This is a genomic window from Micromonospora sp. DT46, assembly GCF_049841735.1.
In the GTDB taxonomy this organism is placed as follows: domain Bacteria; phylum Actinomycetota; class Actinomycetes; order Mycobacteriales; family Micromonosporaceae; genus Micromonospora; species Micromonospora reichwaldensis.
In genome coordinates this window covers 648,123-668,788 of record NZ_JBNCKW010000002.1, presented here as the reverse complement: position 1 = coordinate 668,788, position 20,666 = coordinate 648,123, and the positions used below count along the sequence as shown (strand labels likewise).

At 73.3% G+C, this 20,666-nt stretch carries 20 protein-coding genes and 1 tRNA gene; 13 read left to right on the top strand and 8 right to left on the bottom strand.

What is annotated here, in order from left to right; translation table 11 throughout:
- Positions 1–31 precede the first annotated feature (31 nt).
- Positions 32–172 (top strand): hypothetical protein, encoded by a 141-nt coding sequence (locus ACLQ20_RS07480; RefSeq protein ID WP_192581440.1) that lies wholly within the window; start codon positions 32–34, stop codon positions 170–172.
- Between the two features lie 46 nt (positions 173–218).
- Complete coding sequence (locus ACLQ20_RS07475; protein WP_425854663.1) at positions 219–1,628, top strand: class II fumarate hydratase; 1,410 nt, start codon at positions 219–221, stop codon at positions 1,626–1,628.
- A gap of 367 nt (positions 1,629–1,995) precedes the next feature.
- Here the strand turns inward: ACLQ20_RS07475 and ACLQ20_RS07470 are convergent, their stop codons facing one another.
- Positions 1,996–2,541 carry a CGNR zinc finger domain-containing protein gene (locus ACLQ20_RS07470; protein ID WP_151455300.1) on the bottom strand — a complete coding sequence of 182 codons (546 nt, stop codon included), beginning with the start codon at positions 2,539–2,541 and terminating at the stop codon, positions 1,996–1,998.
- A 75-nt stretch (positions 2,542–2,616) separates the two neighbouring features.
- Between ACLQ20_RS07470 and ACLQ20_RS07465 the strand changes: the two genes are divergently transcribed.
- Positions 2,617–3,579, top strand: coding sequence for an EamA family transporter (locus tag ACLQ20_RS07465; protein ID WP_151455301.1), 963 nt, complete (start codon positions 2,617–2,619; stop codon positions 3,577–3,579).
- Positions 3,580–3,712: 133 nt separating this feature from the next.
- Positions 3,713–5,401 carry a S8 family serine peptidase gene (locus tag ACLQ20_RS07460; RefSeq protein WP_327029808.1) on the top strand — a complete coding sequence of 563 codons (1,689 nt, stop codon included), beginning with the start codon at positions 3,713–3,715 and terminating at the stop codon, positions 5,399–5,401.
- A gap of 98 nt (positions 5,402–5,499) precedes the next feature.
- Here the strand turns inward: ACLQ20_RS07460 and ACLQ20_RS07455 are convergent, their stop codons facing one another.
- Both ACLQ20_RS07455 and ACLQ20_RS07450 read right to left on the bottom strand, forming a co-directional pair.
- A complete protein-coding gene (locus ACLQ20_RS07455) occupies positions 5,500–6,702 on the bottom strand; it encodes a hypothetical protein (RefSeq protein ID WP_425854660.1) in 1,203 nt (400 codons plus the stop codon).
- A 199-nt stretch (positions 6,703–6,901) separates the two neighbouring features.
- Positions 6,902–7,549 (bottom strand): IclR family transcriptional regulator, encoded by a 648-nt coding sequence (locus ACLQ20_RS07450; RefSeq protein ID WP_425854658.1) that lies wholly within the window; start codon positions 7,547–7,549, stop codon positions 6,902–6,904.
- 63 nt (positions 7,550–7,612) lie between these two features.
- Between ACLQ20_RS07450 and cysS the strand changes: the two genes are divergently transcribed.
- Both cysS and rlmB read left to right on the top strand, forming a co-directional pair.
- Complete coding sequence (gene cysS / locus ACLQ20_RS07445; RefSeq protein ID WP_425854656.1) at positions 7,613–9,028, top strand: cysteine--tRNA ligase; 1,416 nt, start codon at positions 7,613–7,615, stop codon at positions 9,026–9,028.
- Positions 9,028–10,161: a 23S rRNA (guanosine(2251)-2'-O)-methyltransferase RlmB gene (rlmB, locus tag ACLQ20_RS07440; RefSeq protein ID WP_151455305.1), complete on the top strand. Its 1,134-nt coding sequence runs from the start codon at positions 9,028–9,030 to the stop codon at positions 10,159–10,161. The genes cysS and rlmB overlap by 1 nt, the downstream gene beginning before the upstream one ends.
- 126 nt (positions 10,162–10,287) lie before the next feature.
- Here the strand turns inward: rlmB and ACLQ20_RS07435 are convergent, their stop codons facing one another.
- Positions 10,288–11,379, bottom strand: coding sequence for an ABC transporter ATP-binding protein (locus ACLQ20_RS07435; RefSeq protein ID WP_151455306.1), 1,092 nt, complete (start codon positions 11,377–11,379; stop codon positions 10,288–10,290).
- A gap of 331 nt (positions 11,380–11,710) precedes the next feature.
- Here ACLQ20_RS07435 and ACLQ20_RS07430 point away from each other — a divergent pair.
- Positions 11,711–11,787, top strand: a tRNA-Thr gene (locus ACLQ20_RS07430).
- Positions 11,788–11,878: 91 nt separating this feature from the next.
- Here ACLQ20_RS07430 and ACLQ20_RS07425 read toward each other — a convergent pair.
- The gene (locus ACLQ20_RS07425; RefSeq protein WP_121401525.1) at positions 11,879–12,106 is read right to left on the bottom strand and encodes a hypothetical protein; all 228 of its coding nucleotides are present in this window, start codon (positions 12,104–12,106) and stop codon (positions 11,879–11,881) included.
- 90 nt (positions 12,107–12,196) lie between these two features.
- On the opposite strand from ACLQ20_RS07425, the gene ACLQ20_RS07420 reads away from it, so the two are divergent.
- The 4 genes from ACLQ20_RS07420 to ACLQ20_RS07405 all read left to right on the top strand — a co-directional run bounded on the left by ACLQ20_RS07420 (position 12,197) and on the right by ACLQ20_RS07405 (position 14,535).
- Entirely contained in the window at positions 12,197–12,916 is a 720-nt protein-coding gene (locus ACLQ20_RS07420) for a TetR/AcrR family transcriptional regulator C-terminal domain-containing protein (RefSeq protein ID WP_225852270.1), read from the top strand.
- Between the two features lie 36 nt (positions 12,917–12,952).
- Positions 12,953–13,399, top strand: a complete 447-nt coding sequence (locus tag ACLQ20_RS07415) for an AraC family transcriptional regulator (protein WP_327029806.1) — start codon at positions 12,953–12,955, stop codon at positions 13,397–13,399.
- A 10-nt stretch (positions 13,400–13,409) separates the two neighbouring features.
- Positions 13,410–13,829: a VOC family protein gene (locus ACLQ20_RS07410; RefSeq protein WP_151455308.1), complete on the top strand. Its 420-nt coding sequence runs from the start codon at positions 13,410–13,412 to the stop codon at positions 13,827–13,829.
- 76 nt (positions 13,830–13,905) lie between these two features.
- On the top strand, positions 13,906–14,535 hold the full coding sequence (locus ACLQ20_RS07405) for a histidine phosphatase family protein (RefSeq protein ID WP_425854655.1): 630 nt from the start codon (positions 13,906–13,908) through the stop codon (positions 14,533–14,535).
- A gap of 25 nt (positions 14,536–14,560) precedes the next feature.
- Here ACLQ20_RS07405 and ACLQ20_RS07400 read toward each other — a convergent pair whose 3' ends face one another.
- Positions 14,561–15,091 carry a hypothetical protein gene (locus tag ACLQ20_RS07400; protein WP_425854653.1) on the bottom strand — a complete coding sequence of 177 codons (531 nt, stop codon included), beginning with the start codon at positions 15,089–15,091 and terminating at the stop codon, positions 14,561–14,563.
- A 166-nt stretch (positions 15,092–15,257) separates the two neighbouring features.
- On the opposite strand from ACLQ20_RS07400, the gene ACLQ20_RS07395 reads away from it, so the two are divergent.
- Positions 15,258–17,651, top strand: a complete 2,394-nt coding sequence (locus ACLQ20_RS07395) for a M4 family metallopeptidase (protein WP_425854652.1) — start codon at positions 15,258–15,260, stop codon at positions 17,649–17,651.
- 119 nt (positions 17,652–17,770) lie between these two features.
- The gene (locus ACLQ20_RS07390) at positions 17,771–18,544 is read left to right on the top strand and encodes an enoyl-CoA hydratase/isomerase family protein (RefSeq protein WP_327029802.1); all 774 of its coding nucleotides are present in this window, start codon (positions 17,771–17,773) and stop codon (positions 18,542–18,544) included.
- Positions 18,545–18,698: 154 nt separating this feature from the next.
- Here the strand turns inward: ACLQ20_RS07390 and ACLQ20_RS07385 are convergent, their stop codons facing one another.
- Positions 18,699–19,142: an HNH endonuclease gene (locus ACLQ20_RS07385; protein WP_151454751.1), complete on the bottom strand. Its 444-nt coding sequence runs from the start codon at positions 19,140–19,142 to the stop codon at positions 18,699–18,701.
- A gap of 252 nt (positions 19,143–19,394) precedes the next feature.
- A complete protein-coding gene (locus tag ACLQ20_RS07380; protein ID WP_327029801.1) occupies positions 19,395–20,582 on the bottom strand; it encodes a hypothetical protein in 1,188 nt (395 codons plus the stop codon).
- Positions 20,583–20,666 lie beyond the last annotated feature (84 nt).

The window sequence follows — 20,666 nt, the reverse complement described above, 5'->3', positions numbered from 1 at the left end:
TTCGAGCGCCCGGTACGAGCAGGCCCGGGCGTTGGACGGGATCGCCCGCCGCCTGCGGGCGGACGACCCGGCTGCGGCCCGGTCGCACTGGACCCGGGCGCTCGCGTTGTTCCGGCAGATGGAGGCGCCGGAGCGGCACGAGGTTTCCCGGATGCTGGCCGAGCTGCGCTGACCCGGCTCGCCGCGATCATCTGCACGTCGGCGCGCGGCGCGGCAGGATGGTACGCGTGACGACTCCAGAGGCGACGGGTTACCGGATCGAACGCGACTCGATGGGCGAGGTGGAGGTGCCCGCCGAGGCGCTGTGGCGGGCGCAGACCCAGCGTGCGGTGCAGAACTTCCCGATCTCCGGCCGGGGCATCGAGCCGGCCCAGATCCGGGCGCTGGCCCAGATCAAGGGGGCGGCGGCCGAGGTCAACGGCGAGTTGGGCGTGATCGACGCGAACGTGGCCGCGGCCATCGCCGCCGCCGCCGCGCACGTGGCCGGCGGCGGCTACGACGACCAGTTCCCGATCGACGTGTTCCAGACCGGTTCCGGCACGTCGTCGAACATGAACACCAACGAGGTCATCGCCACGCTGGCCAGCCGGGAGCTGGGCCGGGACGTGCACCCGAACGACGATGTGAACGCCTCGCAGTCCAGCAACGACGTCTTCCCGTCCTCGATCCACCTGGCCGCCACCGAGGCCGTCGCGCGGGACCTGCTGCCCGCGCTGGCCCACCTGGCGGAGGCGCTGGAGGGCAAGGCGGCGGAGTTCGAGACCGTGGTGAAGGCCGGGCGTACGCACCTGATGGACGCCACCCCGGTCACCCTCGGGCAGGAGTTCGGCGGGTACGCCGCCCAGGTCCGCTACGGCATCGAGCGGTTGGAGGGGGCACTGCCCCGGCTGGCCGAGCTGCCGCTGGGCGGCACGGCGGTGGGCACCGGCATCAACACCCCGCTCGGCTTCGCCGCGAAGGTCATCGAGAAGCTGCGTGGCTCGACCGGGCTGCCGCTGACCGAGGCGCGCAACCACTTCGAGGCGCAGGGCGCCCGGGACGCGCTGGTGGAGACCTCCGGGCAGCTGCGTACGGTCGCCGTCGGTCTCTACAAGATCGCCAACGACATCCGCTGGATGGGCTCCGGCCCCCGCGCCGGCCTGCGCGAGCTGCGCATCCCCGACCTCCAGCCCGGCTCGTCGATCATGCCGGGCAAGGTCAACCCGGTGGTCGCCGAGGCGGTGCGGCAGGTCTGCGCCCAGGTCATCGGCAACGACGCCGCCGTCGGGTTCGCCGGCTCCCAGGGCGACTTCGAGCTGAACGTCATGCTCCCCGTGATGGGCCGCAACCTGCTGGAGTCGGTCCGCCTGCTCGCCGCGTCGAGCCGGCTCTTCGCCGACCGACTGGTGGTCGGCCTGGTCGCGGACGCCGAGGTCTGCCTGGCGTACGCGGAGGGCTCGCCGTCGATCGTCACCCCGCTCAACCGCTACCTCGGGTACGACGAGGCCGCCTCCATCGCCAAGGAGGCACTGGCGAAGCAGGTATCGATCCGCGAGGTGGTCGTCTCCCGGGGGCACGTCGACTCGGGCAGGCTGAGCGAGACCCAGCTCGACGAGGCACTCGACCTGCTCCGGATGACCCACCCCTGACCGCGCGCCCGGTGCCGCCGGCTGGTCCGGCCCGGTGGGGTTCGGCACGTCGGCGGCGCTGCGGAAGGCGATGCCGGCGGGGCCGGGCCGAGGCGAGCTGGCGGCGACCTTGATGCCCAGCGGGGCATGCTGCCGCGAGCCTTTGGAGCTGAATCGTCTACGACATCACGGCCCTCGCGTCGCCGACGTGTGGTGCCGTCCGGTGTGCTCTCGCCCTCGGCGCCTGTTGTCGATCCAGCGTGAGTCGTCTGCGACATCAGTTCCACAGGTCGGGGCAGCCGGTCCCGGGCCGTGCCGTAGCCGCCCTCCCACTTGAGCGCGGCGGCGACCATGTCGTCGATGTCGCTGACGAGTCCCCGCTTTCGGTTCAGCGCCCGTCCGCGGCCTTGCGGGCGCGGTAGGCGGTGACGGCGGCGCGGTTGCCGCAGCCCGCGTCGCAGAACCGTCGGGACCGGTTCTTGGACAGGTCGACCAGCACGTTCTCGCAGTCCGGGTGGTCGCAGATCCGCAGCCGGCGCAGCTCGCCGGTGCGTACGAGATCCGCCAGCGCCATCGCCGCCTCGACGGCCATCCGGGTCGCCAGCGGCGCGTCCCGCGGCACGGCGTGGATGTGGTACGGCTCGTCGTCGTGCGTGATGAGCTGGGGCAGCGCGTCGTTTTCGCGCAGCAGCCCGTTGACGATGGCGACGATCCCCTCGGTGTCGGCGTACCAGAGGCGGCGCAGCCGGGGTCGGAGGTCGCGTACCGCCCGCAGTTCGTCCTCGCTGTGCTCGTGCCGCCCGCTGTAGGTGTGGGCGACGAAGAACGCGTCCAGGGCGGCGACGTCGGGCAGGCCCTCACCGGCGCGGCCGTCGGTGTTGACCAGCGCGGCCACGGCAGTCAGGGAACATTCCGTGTCATGGGTGAAGAGCAACTTGACTCCTGTCGTGGCGCCCGCTTAGCGTCATGAGCATAGTGGCAGTTTACCAATGACAGTGGGAGTGGATCGATGCGTCAACCACCCGCCGCCGGGCTCGGTCTCGGCCTCGCCCTGCTCTCCGCAGTCACCTTCGCCACGTCCGGCACGTTCGCCCGGTCCCTCATCGACGCCGGCTGGTCGGCCGAAGCCGCCGTGGCCGCCCGGGTCGGCGTCGCCGCGCTGGTCGTGGCGGTCCCGGCCGTGCTGTCCCTGCGCGGCAGGTGGGGTGTGCTGCGCCGCAACCTCGCCGCGATCGGCGTGTTCGGGCTGCTCGGGGTCGCCACGGCCCAGGTCTGCTTCTTCAACGCGGTCCGCTACCTGCCGGTCGGCGTCGCGCTGCTGCTGGAGTACCTCGGGATCGTCCTGGTGGTGGGCTGGATGTGGCTGGTCCACCGGCAGCGTCCCCGCCGGCTGACCGTCGTCGGCTCGGTGGCGGCCCTCGCCGGCCTGTTCTTCGTCCTGGACCTGACCGGCGCCGGCGGGCTCGACCCGGTGGGCGTGCTCTGGGGGCTCGGGGCGGCGGTCGGCCTCGCCGGCTACTTCGTGCTCGCGGGGCGGGTCGACGAGGAGTTGCCCTCGGTGGCCATGGCCAGCGGCGGCATGGCCGTCGGAGCCGCCATCCTGCTGCTGCTCGGCGCGGTCGGCGCGCTGCCGCTGCGGGTGTCCCTCGGCGAGGTCACCTTCGCCGGGCAGCGCACCAGTTGGCTGGTGCCGGTGATCGGGCTGTCGCTGGTCGCCGCCGTGGTCGCGTACCTCGCCGGGATCGCCGGCACCCGGATCCTCGGCGCCCGGCTGTCGTCGTTCGTCGGGCTGACCGAGGTGATGTTCGCCGTGCTGATCGCCTGGCTGGTGCTGGGCGAACTGCCCACCGTGGTGCAACTGCTCGGCGGCGCTCTGATCGTCGCCGGTGTCGCCCTGGTGCGCGTCGACGAGCTGCGCGCTCCCCGTGCTGACGACCCGCGGCCGGAGGTCGCCGAGCCCGCCCTGCCGTGACTCGAACGGGCCGTCCGACGGCGCCCACCACGGATGAAAGACAGATTCACGCCACAGCCGACGTTGCTATGGCGGAAAGTGCCGCGGTGTTGTCTGATGGCTGCCACGTCCCTCAACGAGAGGATCCGATGTGGTGAGCAAGCGCTTCACCGCCGGTGCCGTCGCGTCCGCGACGGCGCTGGCACTTGCGGTGACAGGCATGAGCGTGCCGGCCAGCGCCGAGCCGAGCAGTGCCCGTACCTTCACCGTCGTCGCCGAGGACGGCGTCTCGGCGGACGCCGCGATCGCCGCCATCCGGTCGGCCGGCGGCACGGTGGTCTCCCGCTCCGACGACGTCGGCATGTTCCGGGTGACCAGCGACCGGGCCGACTTCGCGACGAAGGCCACCGCCGCGACCGCGCTGATCGGCGCCACCGAGCAGAGGGCCATCGGCCGCAAGCCCAAGCTGGACCGGGTCGAGCAGGAGCACCTGCTGGCCGCCGCCGCGGCCAAGGGCGCGGGCGCCAAGCGTGGCAAGAAGATGGATCCGCTGGACGACAAGCTCTGGGGCCTGGAGATGATCCGGGCGGACCAGGCCCGCAAGGTCGAGCCGGGCGACCGCCGGGTCACCGTCGGCGTGCTGGACACCGGCGTCGACGCCAGCAACCCCGACATCGCGCCGAACTTCAACTGGGCGCTGTCCCGCAACTTCGCCCCGGACATGGTGGACGTCGACGGCCCGTGCGAGGTGGCGAGCTGCCTCGACCCGGTCGGCACCGACGACGGCGGGCACGGCACCCACGTGGCCGGCACGATCGGCGCCGCCGCAAACGGCTTCGGCCTCTCCGGCGTCGCCCCGAACATCTCCCTGGTGGAGCTCAAGGGCGGCCAGGACTCCGGCTACTTCTTCCTGGAGCCGGTGGTCAACAGCCTGCTGCACGCCGGCAAGGTCGGCCTGGACGTGGTCAACATGTCCTTCTACGTCGACCCCTGGCTCTACAACTGCACCGCCAACCCGGCCGACTCCCCCGAGGACCAGGCCGAGCAGCGGGCCACCATCAAGGCCATGAAGCGGGCGCTGAACTTCGCCCACGACCGGGGCGTCACGCTGGTCGGCGCGCTGGGCAACAACCACGAGGACCTGGGCGCCCCGCGCACCGACGTGTCGAGCCCGGACTACGGCGACACCGCGCCCTACCCGCGCGAGATCGACAACGACAGCTGCTGGGACCTGCCCACCGAGGGCCCCAACGTGATCAGCGTGTCGGCGGTCGGGCCGTCGGGCAAGAAGTCGGACTTCTCGAACTACGGCACCGAGCAGACCGCCGTGGCGGCACCCGGCGGCTGGTTCCGTGACGGCTTCGGCACGGACACTTTCCGCACCGACGCCAACATGATCCTCTCGACGTACCCGAAGAAGGTGCTCCAGGAGGAGGGCTCGGTCGACGCGAACGGCAACATCGTCGCCGGGTTCGAGGAGACGGTCTTCAAGCAGTGCAAGGCCAACGGTGAGTGCGGGTACTACACCTACCTGCAGGGCACCTCCATGGCGGCCCCGCACGCCTCCGGCGTCGCCGCGCTGATCGTCAGCAAGCACGGCAAGAAGGAGCGGCACGGCGGCTTCGGCATGGCGCCGAAGCTGGTGGAACAGCACCTCTACCGGACGGCGGCCGAGCACGCCTGCCCGGAGCCGCGCCTGCAGTCGTACGCCAACGAGGGCCGGGACGCCGAGTTCGACGCCTACTGCGCCGGAGGGCTGAACTTCAACGGCTTCTACGGTTACGGCATCGTCGACGCGTACGCGGCGGTGAAGACCCCGCTCAAGCCCAACGCCCGCCCGTAGGGCAGGACGGCAGGGGCCCGGCCGACTCGTTCGGCCGGGCCCCTCGCATGTCCGGCGGTGGGCGGCCGACCCGCCGGACGGTGGCGGAAGCGCCCCGGTCACGGGCGCCAGCCCCGGGCCCCGAGCGCGGCGCGAACCTCGCGCAGGACACCGGGAAAGTCCTGACGCAGTCGCCTGCCGGTCACGGGCAGCACGAGCCAGCCGGCACCGACAAGTGTGGCGATCCGGTCGAGGTGCCCGCCACCGGCCTCGGCGTGCTGCCCGTCCTGGGCGACGGCGACGCGGTACGCCGGCCACGCCAGGTCGACGTGCAGCACCAGCCCGGAGGCGACCCGGACGGGGTGCCGGGCGGCGGGGCGCGGCAGCCCGGCCAGCACCAGCCGCACCCGCAACTCGGACTCGGCCGGCGACCGGGCGCCCGGATCCGCCAACCCGAACACCCAGCGCGCCCGGCGGCCGCCGGGCCGGTCGGCGTTGCGGTCGGCGACGTCGGCGAGGGCCTCGCGGCTGGTCGACCCCTGCCGGAGCAGCGAGTCGACGATGCCGACCGCACGGAGCGGTTCCAACCAGACCGCCGTCTCCCACGCCGCCGAGGTCGGATCCGTGGCGACCGGCACGCCGGCGGTCCGCAGGTCCGCCACCCGCAGGCCGCCCGGGGACGGGCGGACCGCGGTGCGCCGGCTGCCCGAGGGCTGACGGACCGCCGGGCCGCCTTCAGGCTGACGGATCGCCGTGCTCGGGCGGCCGTCGGGCGGGCGGGCTGCCGTGCTCAGGCTTCCAGCGGCCGGGCGGACCGGGACGTCCCGGTGGACGGCGGGCTGGCGGACCGCGACGCCCAGGCCGTCTGAGGGCCGGCCGAACGCCGTGCCCAGGCTTCCAGCGGGCTGGCCGACCGCCGGGCCCGGACCGCCGCCCGCCTTTCGGGACCGGGCGGACGCGTACGTCGGCGAGGTGGCCGGGCCCGTGGAGTGCACGCGCAGGCCCCGCTGCGGGCCGAGGCGCATCGCCCTGGGGACGAGGACGTGCACGTCGTCGGCGAAGGAGGCGGCGTGCTCGACGCCGTGCAGGTAGGCCGCCGAAGGGCCGGCGACGACCGCCTCGGGCGGCAGCCGCAGGGCGGCGGCCCGGCAGGCCAGGGCGTGGTCCCGGTCCAGCCGGGCGTCGGCGTAGACGTCGTGGCGCAGGCGCAGCCAGGCCGAGCTGCGCAGCTGGTGCTCGGTGACCAGTCCCTGTCGGATCGCGTCTGAGCCGCGGAAGACCTGCCAGGCCAGAACGCCGGGCCGGTGCGGTGGAGGTGGCATGTGGGCAGCGTGCCCGCCGTCCGGTCCCGCCCGACAGCCCTGTGGACAACCGGGGCCGCCCCGAGGAATGCCGCCTGTGGACAACCGGCACGGCGGGGCGCGGATGTGGTAGGGCACCCGTCCGCGCCCGAGGGCGGGCGGTGGCTCGGAAAGGGCCGGGGGCTCCGAACAGGGCGGTGGCTCAGGACAGAGTGACGGCTCAGGAGAGGGCGGTGGCGATGGCGGTGGCGGCGGTGAGGACCTGCGCGCCGACCACCTCGGCGTCCAGCGGGGCCAGCGCCACCACCCCGACGCTCGCCTCCAGGCCCGGCACGCCGAGCACCGGGGCGGCCACGCCGTACGCCCCGGATTGCAGTTCCCCGGCGGTGCTCACCAGGCCGGCGGCGCCCGCCCGGCCGGCGAGGATGGCCCGCCCGGCCGCCCCGCGCTCCAGCGGGTGCCGCGCCCCCGTCCGGTACGCGACGTGGAACGACGTCCAGCTCGGCTCGACCACGACGAGCGCGACCCCCTCGCCGCCCTCGACCACCGTCAGGTGGGCGGTCGCGCCGGCCTGCTCCGCGAGGCGGCGCAGCGCGGGCAGCGCCCCCTCGGCGAGCAGCGGCTGGGCCCGCCGGGCCAGGTGCAGCACCCCGGCGCCGAGGCGCAGGCGGCCCTCGCCGTCGCGGCGCAGCATGCCGTGCGCGGCGAGCGCGCCGACCAGCCGGTACACCGCCGCCCGGCCGACGCCCAACCGGTTCGCCGCCTCGGTGACCGTCAGCCCGCCCGGCGCGTCGGCGACCAGGTGCAGCAGTCGCAGCCCCCGGTCCAGGGTCTGCGCCGTCTCCCCGCCCCGCGCCGTCGTCTCCACGCCCAGCAGCGTACGACCCGGCTCCGGACAACCCAGGAATGCGGGGACGGCTACCCTTGTACGGTGACGCTACGCCTGTATGACACCGCCACCCGATCGGTGCGGGACTTCGTCCCGCGGGAAGCCGGCAAGGTGGGGGTCTACCTGTGTGGTCTCACCCTCCAGGCCCCGCCGCACATCGGTCACCTTCGCTCCGGCGTCAACTACGACGTGCTGCGCCGCTGGCTGCTCGCCGCCGGCTACGAGGTCACCTTCATCCGCAACGTGACCGACATCGACGACAAGATCCTGGTCAAGGCGATGGAGCGGGGCCAGCCCTTCTGGTCGATCGCGTACACCAACGAGCTGATCCTGGCCGAGTCCTACCGGGCGCTCAACGTGCTGCCCCCGACGTACGAGCCGCGGGCCACCGGGCACATCCCGGAGATGCACGAGCTGATCGCCAAGCTCATCGCCGACGGGCACGCCTACCCGGCCACCGACGACTCCGGCGACGTCTACTTCGACGTCTGCTCCTGGCCGGCATACGGATCCCTGTCGGGGCAGTCGCCGGACGCGATGCAGTCGGCCGGGGACGCGCCCGACCGGGGCAAGCGCGACCCGCGCGACTTCGCGCTCTGGAAGGGCGCCAAGCCCGACGAGCCGGCGGACGCCTACTGGCCGTCGCCGTGGGGGCGTGGCCGGCCGGGCTGGCACATCGAGTGCTCGGCGATGTGCCGGCGGTACCTCGGCGCCGAGTTCGACATCCACGGCGGCGGACTGGACCTCACCTTCCCCCACCACGAGAACGAGATCGCCCAGTCGCAGGCCGCCGGGCTGCCGTTCGCCCGCTACTGGGTGCACCACGGGCTGCTCAGCATCGGCGGCGCCAAGATGGGCAAGTCGCTCGGCAACGCCCTCGACCTGACGTACGTCGACTCGCTCGGGGTGCGCCCGGTGGAGCTGCGTTACTACTACGCCGCCGCGCACTACCGGTCCCGGATCGACTACTCGGAGGACGCGCTGCGCGAGGCCGCCGTCGCGTACCGCCGGATCGAGGGCTTCGTGCAGCGGGCCGTCGAGCGCGTCGGCGCCGGCCAGCTCGGCGAGCTGCCGGGCGCGTTCGCGGCGGCCATGGACGACGACCTGAACACCTCCGCCGCGTTCGCCGTCCTGCACGAGGTGGTCCGCGACGGCAACACCGCGCTGACCGGCGGCGACGATGTGACCGTCCGCACGGCGCTGGCCTCCGCGCGCGCCATGCTGGATATCCTCGGGGTCGACCCCCTCGACCCGGCGTGGACCGGTGGCGGCCGCACGGACGACCTGCGCGGCGTGGTGGACTCGCTGGTCGCGCTGGCCCTGGAGCAGCGCGCACAGGCCCGCGGTCGCAAGGACTGGGCCGCCGCCGACGCCGTACGCGACCAGCTCAAGCAAGCCGGCGTGGTGGTCGAGGACACCCCCCAGGGCCCCCGTTGGACTATTGGAGAGCAGGACTGATGGCCGGCAACTCGCAGCGCCGTGGCCGGCGTCTGACGCCGAAGGCGGGAGCCCCGAAGGGCTCCGGTGGCAAGAACAAGGACTCCCTCGCCGGGCGGGGCAAGACCCTGCCCGCCGACGAGCGGCCCTGGCACAAGGCCTACTCGGGCACCGAGAAGCTGCCCCAGCGCACCGCATGGAAGCAGGACAAGGAGCGCCGGGCGGCGGCCGAGGAGGGGCGCGCCCCCAAGATCGGCCAGCCGGGCAGCAAGGACACCACCTGGGGCAAGGGCGGTGGCCGGGGCGTGCCGACCGGCGGCGGGCGCGGTACGGGCGGCCGGGGCGCCAGGCCCACCGGTCGCGGCGGCCCCCGGGTCGCGCCGGGCCGCAAGTCCAACCCGTCCAAGGACACGCCGGAGCTGCTGGTCGGGCGCAACCCGGTGCTGGAGTCGCTGCGCGCCCAGGTGCCGGCGACCGCGCTCTACACCGCCCAGGGCATCGACGCCGACGACCGGATCAACGAGATCGTCCGGACGGCCGCCGACCGGGGCATCGCGATCCTGGAGGTCAGCCGGGCCGAGCTGGACCGGATGACCGGCGGCGTGCTGCACCAGGGCATCGGACTCCAGGTGCCGGCGTTCGCGTACGAGCCCTTCGAGGACCTCGTCGCGGCGGCGCTGGAGCAGACCGCCCCGCTGCTGGTGGCGCTGGACGGGGTGACCGACCCGCGCAACCTCGGCGCGGTGATCCGGTCCGCCGCCGCCTTCGGCGCGCAGGGTGTCTTCGTACCGGAGCGGCGGGCGGCCGGGATCACCGCGACCGCCTGGCGGACCAGCGCCGGTGCGGCGGCGCGGGTACCGGTCGCCCAGGTGACCAACCTGACCCGGTCGCTGAAGGCCTGTCAGGACGCCGGCTTCCTGGTGGTGGGCCTGGACGCCGACGGCGAGACCGACCTCTACGACCTGGAGGCCGCCGTCGGCCCGCTGGTCGTGGTGGTCGGCTCCGAGGGTCGGGGGCTCTCCCGGCTGGTCGGCGAGACCTGCGACCTGACGGTCAGCATCCCGATGGTCTCCGACGTCGAGTCGCTCAACGCCAGCGTCGCCGCGGCCGTCACCCTCGCCGAGGTGGCGCGCCGCCGGGCCGCCGAGGGCTGATCCACAGACACGAAGAAGGGGCGGTCCGCCGATGGCGGGCCGCCCCTTCGCCTGTCCGGGGGCCTTCAGCCGGAGACGACGATGGGGGCGCCCGCCGATCGGCGGGCACCCCCATCTCGTCGTACGTCAGATGCGGTGGCCGGTGCTCGCGTTGAAGACGTGGCTGCGGCCCTCGCGCGGCTTGACGAACACGGTGTCGCCCATGTTCGGCATGGTGCGCCGGTCGGTACGGACCACGAAGCGCTCGTTGCTGCCCTCGAGCGCGGCGTGGCCGTAGATGTTGGCGTCCGAGCCGAGGTCCTCGACCAGCTCGACGACGACGGGCATGCCGCCCTCGGTCGGGCTGACCAGGTCGCAGTCCTCGGGGCGGAAGCCGACGGTCACCTTGTTGTCGCCGCCGTCGGCGCGGGCCGCCTCGACCTGCTCACGGGTGAGCGGGATGTGGAGGTCGGCGAAGGCGGCGCCCCGCTCGTTCAGCGGCACGGTCTTGATGTTCATGGCGGGGGAGCCCATGAAGCCGGCGACGAAGACGTTGGCCGGGGTGTCGTAGAGCGCCCGCGGGGTGTCCACCTGCTGGAGCTCGCCGTCGAGCATGACCGCCACCCGGTGGCCCATGGTCATGGCCTCGACCTGGTCGTGGGTGACGTAGACGGTGGTGACGCCCAGCTTCGCCTGGAGCGACGCGATCTGGGTACGGGTCTGCACACGCAGCTTCGCGTCGAGGTTCGACAGCGGCTCGTCCATGAGGAAGACCTGCGGCTCGCGGACGATCGCCCGGCCCATGGCCACCCGCTGGCGCTGACCGCCGGAGAGGGCCTTCGGCTTGCGGCCCAGGTACTCCTCCAGCTGGAGCAGCGCCGCCGCCTCCTTGACCCGCCGGTCGATCTCGGCCTTCGAGGTCTTGCGCAGCTTGAGCGCGAACGCCATGTTCTCGTACACCGTCATGTGCGGGTAGAGGGCGTAGTTCTGGAAGACCATCGCGATGTCGCGGGCCTTCGGCGGCAGGTGGGTGACGTCCCGGTCGTCGATGTGGATCGAGCCCTGGTCGACGTCCTCCAGGCCGGCGAGCATGCGCAGGCTGGTGGACTTGCCGCAACCGGAGGGGCCGACCAGGACGAGGAACTCGCCGTCGCCGATCTCCAGGTCGAGCTGGTTGACGGCGGGACGCTCCGTGCCCGGGTAGATCCGGGACGCCTTGGAGTAGGTGACCGTAGCCATGATGGGGTGCTTCCTTTCACCGGCAGGAACGTGCCGGACGATCCGAGTGAAGGAGCGGCCGGCACGGGACGCGCCGGCCCACGGGCAGCCTCTCGGTGATCGAGATGTCGTCCGTGTCACTGCACGGTAAACGGCTTTCCGCCACCTGCCAAGGCGGGGCGCACGGGATGGGACGGACCGCATAGACATTCCGGTCACTCGGGCACGGGCGGACATCAATCGACCGTCAATGTCGGTCCGCCGCAGGAGGGCGGAGACGTTTCCGGTGGTCGGGGGGCCTGCCGCGGCGGAAATCCGGACGTCAGTCGCTATGCTGGCGTCGGCACCACACGCCCCTGTAGCTCAGCTGGCCAGAGCACTCGCCTTGTAAGCGAGATGTCGCCGGTTCGATCCCGGCCGGGGGCTCCAAATTTCATCAGGCATCTCTTGCCGGGCACCGTCGCGAGCCGGCCGGTTGACCGTCGCCGTCGGCGTGCCGTCGGTCTGCGCGGATCTCGCATCAGGGCGTCGTGTCGAAGTGGACCTCCACGTCGTAGATCAGGCGGAGAGGCTTGCCGTTGGTGACGCCGACGAAGACCGGCTCGGCGGCTGGCGTGCGGCCGTGCCGCCAGACCTCGCTGCGGGCGGCGTCCCGGGACTCGTGGTGGTGCTTCCCTGCCCGGTGCAGGGCCAGGACCCGGCGGGCGGTCGTCGGGTCGGTGTCTAGATGGATCCGCATCAGGGGCATGCCCAGGCCTCCTCTGTGGCGCCGTCACCTAACGCGTGTCGAGCAACTTACCACCGTTAAGTCGCCCGAGCACCGTAATAGAGTGGTCGGGTGACCACCAACCGATCCGGCCGGACGCCGCGCGAGGAGCCGGCCGGCCGGCCCGATGCCGTCAGCTCGGTGTGGCTCCGTGCGGAGTCCGCCCGTCCGCGCCGTACGCCGCCGCTGAGCCGGCAACGCATCGTCGACGCCGCAGTGGCCCTGCTCGACGGGCACGGCATGGACGGCCTGACGATGCGTCGCCTCGCCCAGCAACTCGACGTCACGTCCACCGCGCTGTACTGGCACGTGAAGACGAAGGACGACGTGCTCGACCTGGCCGTCGACCAGATCTTCGGCGACGTCCGGCTCCCGCACGAGGTGGGCGACTGGCGGGACGACGTACGCGCGCTGGTCCGGGACTGGCGGACGGCCATCCTCCGGCACCCCTGGGCGGCGAGCCTGATCGGGCGACCCATGCTCGGCCCCAACGTGCTCGCGCGCACCGAGTTCCTCCAGTCGGCACTGGTGCGCGGCGGCTTCTCGGGCCGTCGACTGGCGGTGGCGACCCGCCTGCTCGCCAACTACGTCATCGGCGCCGCGCTCACCGAGGCGACCTGGCGGCGGACCGCTGATCCGCACGCGCGCGGCGAGGCCCGGCGGCACATCACGGCGAATCCCGCCGCCTATCCGACCCTCATCGACTCCGGTCACCTCGACGACGCCCGATGGAGCGACGACGAGCTGTTCGACCAGGGCCTCGACGCGATCCTGGCGACCGCACCGAGGTAGCGGGGTCCGGCGTGACGGCACCCTATGCTGGGCGGTGTGAGCAGGGCGACGGAGGAGTCGAACCGGGCCATGCTGCGCGCCCGGGACGCGATGGACCGCGCGTACGACCAGCCGCTCGACATCCCCGCCCTGGCCCGGATCGCGTACGTCTCCGAGGCGCACTTCATCCGCACCTTCCGGGCGACCTTCGGCGAGACCCCGCACCGCTACCTCCAGCGGCGCCGGGTGGAGCGGGCGATGTACCTGCTGCTGCACACCGGCCGGGACGTCACCGACGTCTGCTACGCGGTCGGCTTCGCCAGCCTGGGCACGTTCAGCCGCACGTTCCGACAGATCGTCGGGGAGTCGCCGTCGGAGTACCGCCGGCGCAAGGCACCGACCGCCGCCGTGCCGGTGTGCTTCACGAAGGCCTGGACCCGGCCCAGCAGCTTCGGACAGCAGAGGTCAGTTTTGGATAAGCAGCAGGTCAGGGGAGCCCCGTAGCGTTCCGGGCATGACGATGAACGCGATCAGCCGCTCCCAGATCTACGTGCTCGACCAGGACGAGGCCCTCGACTTCTATGTGGGCAAGCTCGGCCTGGAGGTCAACACCGACCAGGACCTCGGCTTCATGCGCTGGTTGACGGTGAACCTGCCCGGCGACCCGGAGCGCGAGATCCTGCTGGAGAAGCCGGGCCCGCCGGCGCTGGACCCGGCCACCGCCGAGCAGGTCCGTGAGCTGCTCACCAAGGGGGCGCTGGGCGGGTACCTCTTCATGACCACCGACGACGCGCAGAAGACGTACGAGGACCTCGTCGCCAAGGGCGTCGAGATCACCGACGAGCCGATGGAGCGCCCGTACGGGATCGACTTCGGCATCCGCGACCCGTTCGGCAACAAGATCCGCATCGGCCAGATGTTCCCCAGGGGCTGACCTGGCGGCAGGGAGCCATGATCGGGAGGCGTGCCGCCGGTGGCACGCCTTTCGATCGCGTACGAGGGGGGACGACGTGGGGACCCGCCTGCTCTACCTGGCCCGGCACGGCGAGCAGGACCGTCCGCCGGGCACCCCGCCGGGCGTCGACCCGCCGGAGACCGGCCTGTCCGACCGGGGCCGTCGGCAGGCGACCCTGCTCGGTGAGCGGCTGCGCGGCGTGCCCGTCGACGCCGTCCACCACGGCCCGCTGCGGCGCGCCGTCGAGACCGCCGAGATGGTCGCGGCGTCGCTGCCCGGGATCGGCGTGGACGCCGCCGAGGAGGTCGGCGACCACCTGCCGCACGACACCGATCCGACCGGCCTGCCGCCCGCGTACGCCCGGCTGCTGGCGGGTTTCTCCCCGGCGGAGCGGGCCGACGGGCCGCGACTGACGGCGGCGGCCGTGCGGCGGTTCGCCACCGCCCCGGACGACGGCGAGCGGCGGGATCTGGTCGTCACGCACACGTTCCTGATCGCCTGGTTCGTCCGGCACGCGCTCGACGCGCCGGAGCGGCGCTGGCTGGGCTTCAACGCGCACCACTGCGGGCTGACGGTGATCCGCTACGGCCCGGGCGGTCCGCCGACGCTGCTCGCGGTCAACGACGTCGCCCATCTGCCGCCGGAGCTGCGCGCCACCGGCCTGCCGGAGGACTACCGGTTCTGACCCCGACCGACGGGCCTGTGCTCGCTCAGCCCGTGGCCCCGAGCAGGAGTTCCACGACCGCACGGGTCGCGGCCGGCGCGGCACCGTCGGCCGGGCAGTCCACGTAGCCGGTCTCCACCTCCCCGATCGTCAGCCGGTAGCTGAAGGCGTCCTGGCAGGCGGTGGGCGCCGACGGGCGGCCCGCCTCGGCGGCGAGGGCCGGGTCGACGACGAGCCGGCGCAGCCGGTCGAGATCCGCGCTGGAGAGCCGGCCGGTGCGTGGGGATCCGGTGCGGTCGACGACCGTCCACCGGCCGTCGTGCTCCACCGTCACGGTGTCGCCGCGTCCGGCGAACCCGCCCGACCGGGTCAGCATGATCCGGGCCGCCGTGGCCGCCGGCCCGGGGGAGCGCGGCGCGGTCGTCGGCTGCGGGGACGGCGCGGCGGTCGTCGGTGTGGCCGGCGTCCGCGCCGGACCGGGCGGGACGGCCGGGTCCGCGGGTCCGGTCGGCGCGCAGCCGGCCAGGAGGGTCGCCGCGAGCGCGATCCCGGCGCCGGCCATCGAAGCTGATCTCATGTTCGTCGGACGCTCGGGGTGGCGATCCGGTTCCCACCAGCGTCGATTCCACCGAACGGCCATTGTCTCAAGCGGAAATCCGATCAACCCTTCTCTTTTTGGCTGGCGCATCGTTGTATTTACATGTGTGACTACCCCCGTCACGCATTCCTGTCCAGGAGGGCACGTGAAGAGACCCCTTGCCGCCGTCGGTGCGGCCCTGCTAGCCGGCGGTCTGCTGACCGGCGTCGGTACCCCGACGCTCGCGGCACCTGCTGCCGCCCCCGCCCCGGGCGGCCCCGCCGCCGCGGCGGCGAGCGTCCTGCGGGCCAACCCCGGTGCCGTCCAGGGCACCGGCGCCGAGTCCTACCAGGTGCACAGCACCAAGGTGGACGCCAACGGCGCCGCCCACACCCGCTACACCCGGACCTACCAGGGCCTGCGGGTGTACGGCGGTGACTTCGTCATCCACACGACCCCGAACGGTGGCTACGCCGGCTCCTCGGTCGGTCTGGACGCCCCGCTGACCCTCCCCACCACGGCGAAGGTCTCCTCCGCCGCCGCGAAGAAGGCCGCCCGCGCCGAGTTCTCCGGCACGCTCACCGCGGTGGGCACCCCGGAGCTCTTCGTCGACGCCAGCTCCGGCAAGGGCCGGCTCGCCTGGGAGACCGTCGTCACCGGCTGGCACCCGGACGGGCAGACGCCGTCGCGGTTCCACGTCGTCACCGACGCCACCACGGGCAAGGTCGTCGGCTCGTACGACGAGATCGAGGCCGTCTCCGGCACGGGCAACAGCGTCTACTCGGGCACCGTCACCGTGGACACCACGCTCTCCGGCAGCACGTACCAGATGATCGACCCGCTGCGCGGCAACGGCTCCACGTGCGACATGAACAACGGCACGTCGACGTGCACCACGTTCACCGACGCCGACAACACCTGGGGCACCGGCGCCGCCTCCAACCGGCAGTCCGCCGCCGTGGACGCGCACCACGGCGCCGCCAAGACCTTCGACTACTTCAAGAACGTGCACGGCCGCAACGGCATCTTCGGCGACGGCCGGGGCGTGCCGAGCCGGGTGCACTACGGCAACAACTACGTCAACGCCTTCTGGGACGGCTCCCGGATGACCTACGGCGACGGCAGCGGCAACTCCCGGCCGCTCGTCTCCATCGACGTGGCCGCCCACGAGATGAGCCACGGCGTGACCGAGAACGTCGTCCCCGGCGGCCTGACCTACTCCGGCGAGTCCGGCGGCCTCAACGAGGCCACCAGCGACATCTTCGGCAACATGGTCGAGTTCTACGCCAACAGCTCCGCCGACCCGGGCGACTACCAGGTCGGTGAAAAGATCAACATCAACGGCAACGGTACGCCGCTGCGCTACATGTACAACCCGTCCCTGGACGGTTCGAGCGACAGCTGCTGGTCCACCTCGACCAGGAGCAAGGACGTGCACTACTCGTCCGGTGTTGCCAACCACTTCTTCTTCAACCTCGCCGAGGGCACCGGGGCCACCTCGTACGGCACCTCGCCGGTCTGCGGCTCCGCCCCGGCGGTGACCGGCATCGGCCGCGCCAAGGCCGAGAAGATCTGGTGGCGGGCGCTGGACGCGTACTTCACCTCCAACACCTCGTACGTCAACACCAGCAACCCGGCCAACACCGCCCGGGCGTACAGCCTGCGCGCCGCGACCGACCTGTACGGCAGCTGCTCCACCGAGTACAAGACCGTCCAGGCGGCCTGGACCGCGGTGAACGTGGCCGGCAACGACGCGCCGTGCTCGACCGGCAACGACTTCTCGGTCTCGCTCTCGCCGACCTCCGGCGCGGTGAACCCGGGCAGCTCGGTCTCCACCACCGTGGCCACGGCCACCACCAGCGGGTCGGCGCAGACCGTGACGCTGTCGGCCTCCGGCCTGCCGAGCGGGGCGACCGCCTCGTTCAGCCCGGCCTCGGTGACCTCGGGCGGCTCGTCGACCCTGACCGTCGCCACCACGGCCGCCACGGCGCCCGGCACCTACACGGTCACCGTGAACGGCGCCGGCTCGGTCACCCGCAGCGCCACCTACACGCTGACGGTGAACGGCACCGGCGGCGGCTGCACCAGCCCGGGTCAGAAGCTCGCCAACGCGGGCTTCGAGTCCGGGGTCACCGCCTGGACGCAGTCCTCGGGCGTGATCGGCCAGCACGGCACCGCGCAGCCGGCCCGCACCGGCACGTGGAGCGCGTGGATGAACGGGTACGGGACCACCCGCACCGAGACGCTCTCCCAGTCGGTGAGCCTGCCGGCCGGGTGCACGTCGTACAACTTCAGCTTCTGGCTGCACATCGACTCGGCGGAGACCACCAGCAGCACCGCGTACGACACGCTGCGGGTGCAGGTGCTCAACTCCTCCGGGACGGTGCTGGCGACCCTCGCCACGTACTCGAACCTGAACAAGGCCGCGGGCTACAGCCAGAAGTCGTTCTCGCTGGCCGCGTACAAGGGCCAGACCGTGACCCTGAGGTTCACGGGCACCGAGGACGTGTCGCTCCAGACGTCCTTCGTCGTGGACGACACCGCGCTCAACGTCTCCTGACGTAGCCGTACCGTCGCCGGCCCGGCGACCACCCCGCCAGGGTGGTCGTCGGGCCGGCGCCGTTATGGTCGCCGCACGCGTCGCCGCTCCCGGCGGCCGGGCGGGACGTCGAAGGGGTGGTGACGGTGGCGGACGCGGAACTCCTCGTCGAGGTGGCCGGGCCGGTGGCGACGGTGGTGATCCGTAATCCGGCGCGGCGCAACGCGATGACCACCGCCATGTGGCGACGGCTGCCGGAGCTGCTCGACGGGCTGGAGGCCGACCCGGCCGTCCGGGCGCTGGTGCTCACCGGCGCGGGGGACACCTTCTGCGCCGGCGCGGACCTGGGCGACCTGGACGAGCTGCTGGACGCCGGTGACGCCAGCATCGCGGTGGCCGCCGAGGAGCGGCTCGCCGCCTTCGCCAAGCCCACCGTCGCCGCCGTCCGGGGCGCGTGCGTGGGCGGCGGCTGTCAGCTCGCCGTCGCCTGCGACCTGCGGGTCGCCACCACCGACGCGCGGTTCGGCGTGCCGCCGGCGCGGCTGGGCCTGGTCTATCCGGCGCCGACCACCCGCCGGCTGGCCCGGCTGGTCGGCCCGGCCGCGGCCAAGCACCTGCTCTTCACCGCCGAGCTGATCGACGCCGAGCGGGCGCTGCGGGTGGGCCTGGTCGACGAGGTGCTGCCGGGCGACGGGCTCGCCGCCCGGGTGGACGAGCTCACCGCCGCCGTGGTCGCCCGGTCGCAGCTCAGCGTCGCCGCCGCCAAGGAGATCGTCGACGGGCGGGCGGACGAGGACCGGATCGCCTGGTGGCACGGGCAGGTCCGGGCCAGCGGCGAGGCCCGCGAGGGCGTTGCCGCCTTCCACGAGCGCCGCCCGGCCCGTTTCGGCTGGGCCCCGCCCGCCCGGCCCTGACCGCTCCACCTCCCGTACCGCCAGGCCGGGTGCCGCCCGGCAGGGACACGGCAGGCCGGGACCCGGCGGGTAGGTGCCGAGAGGTGAGGGGCCGACGGGTGCCGCGCCGAGGGCGTACCCCCGACGCGGCCCCCCGTTCCCGCCGGCCGGTCCGTCACCGCCCCGCCAGCGCCGCCCAGCTCGGCACGGCCGGCTCACGCCGCAGCGGCATGCCCGCCTCGGCCGGCGTCCGGTCGCCCTTGTGCTGGTTGCAGCCGTAGCAGGCGGCGGTCGTGTTCCGCCAGGTGTTCCGGCCGCCGCGCGAGCGGGGCAGGATGTGGTCGATGGTGCCGGCCGGCCCCCCGCAGTACGCGCAGCAGCGCCCGTCGCGGCGCAGCACGCCGGCGCGGGACCAGGCCGGGCCGGCGCTGAACCGCCACCGGGTCACCACGTAGCGGACCAGGCGCACCACCCGGGGCATCGGGAACACCCCGATGACCCGGTCCGGCTCGGCCTCGTGGATCTCGGCGACCCGCCGGCAGAGCATCCGGATCGCGTGCTGGACGGTGACCCGGTGCAGCGGGCCGAGGTCGGCGTTGACGACGAGGACGGCGTCCACCGGTGTCTCCCTTCGTGGCGGTGACGATCTGGACGGGCCGGAGCGCGAAAGAGCCGCCCGGTCCGGGTTACGGACGGGCGGCTCGACGTCGTGCGGGCACGCGTCAGTCGGGCCGGCCGCCCCCGGGGTCTTCGGCACGGTGACGACCGCCGCCGGCCGGCGATGCCGGACGCGTGGGCAGGCACGACGGCACACCGGTGACGTGCGACATCGACATGACCAGCTCCCGCGGCGGTGGTTGACCTTGCGCGATCACGGTAGGTCCGCGGGGGACAGAGGGGCAACGGATTTCGATCGAGGCCCCGGCTCGTCGGGGCGACGCTGCCGGCGGGCCCGGCCGGCGGCCCGCGCGGCGGCCAGCGGCCGGTCGATGCGTACGGCCATCCGCGCCGTCAGCTCGCTCTCCAGCAGCGGCCGGTTGACCTCCCCGGCGACCGCGAGCGCCGGCCCCGAGACGGTGCGCCAGATCGCGGCCAGCCCGGCGCCCAGCCCGAGCAGGGCCACGGCGGCCCGGGTCACCGGCGGACCGGCGGCGGCGAGCGCGCTCACCCCCACCACGGCGAACAGCACGGCGAGCAGCGGTACGAGCACCGGCCAGAAGATCCCCCGGACGGCCTGCACCACCAGCCTCCGGTCCCGCACGATCAGGTTCCGGGCGACGATGGCGTAGTCCTCCTCGTCCAGCAGGTCCCTCGGGTGCAGCCCGCCGGTGAGCACGCCCTGCCACAGCTCGCCCTGGTTGCGCAGCTCGCGGGCCAGCTCGGGCAGCCCCGCCTCGGTCGGGTCGCCCACGCCCGCCCTGGTGACCGCCGACGCCCACGCCGACAGCGAGTGGCGGACCACCGCGGCCGAGTACGGGGGCAGCACGCTGGCCAGCTCGCCCAGCCAACGGCCGATCTCGAACTGCCGCCCGCCGAAGCGCTGGGCCACCTGCCCGGCGTCGCCGTTCCGCACGGCGTCGCCGTACCGGACGGTGTCGGCCAGCGAGCGTCCCAGCCGGTACGCCAGCCCCACCCGCTGGTTGGTGGACATCGTCCAGCGCAGCAGTTCCACGTTCAGGTCGTCGAGGGCGAGCAGCAGGGCGTCGGCGGACCCGTCGGCCACCCGGCCCCGCGCGTCGGCGGTGGCGGGCACGGGGCCGACGCGCCGGGTCAGCTCGGCGATCTGGGTGAGGGCGACCTCCACGCCGTCCAGGTACATCTGCATGCGCCGCCGCCCCGACATCTCGGTCAGGTTGGAGAGCTTCGCCGGTGCGCCCGCCGGCCGGTCGGCTCCGGGGTCGCGCAGCTCGGCGGTCCGCGCGTGGTGGTAGGCGTCCGCCATCCACCAGCCGAGCCGCAGGGCGGTCACGACGCAGGCCCGCTCGTCGCGAATCAGCGGGTACGCGTCGTCCCGCGGCACGTCGGCGACGAGCGGGCCGTCGTCCGTGCGCGGCGACAATCCGACCTCCCGGCTCACCCCAGACGATCAGCCTAAGTGAACCGAACGGCCGATTTGCCCGGTTTGCTCCTCGTCGCTGGGCGG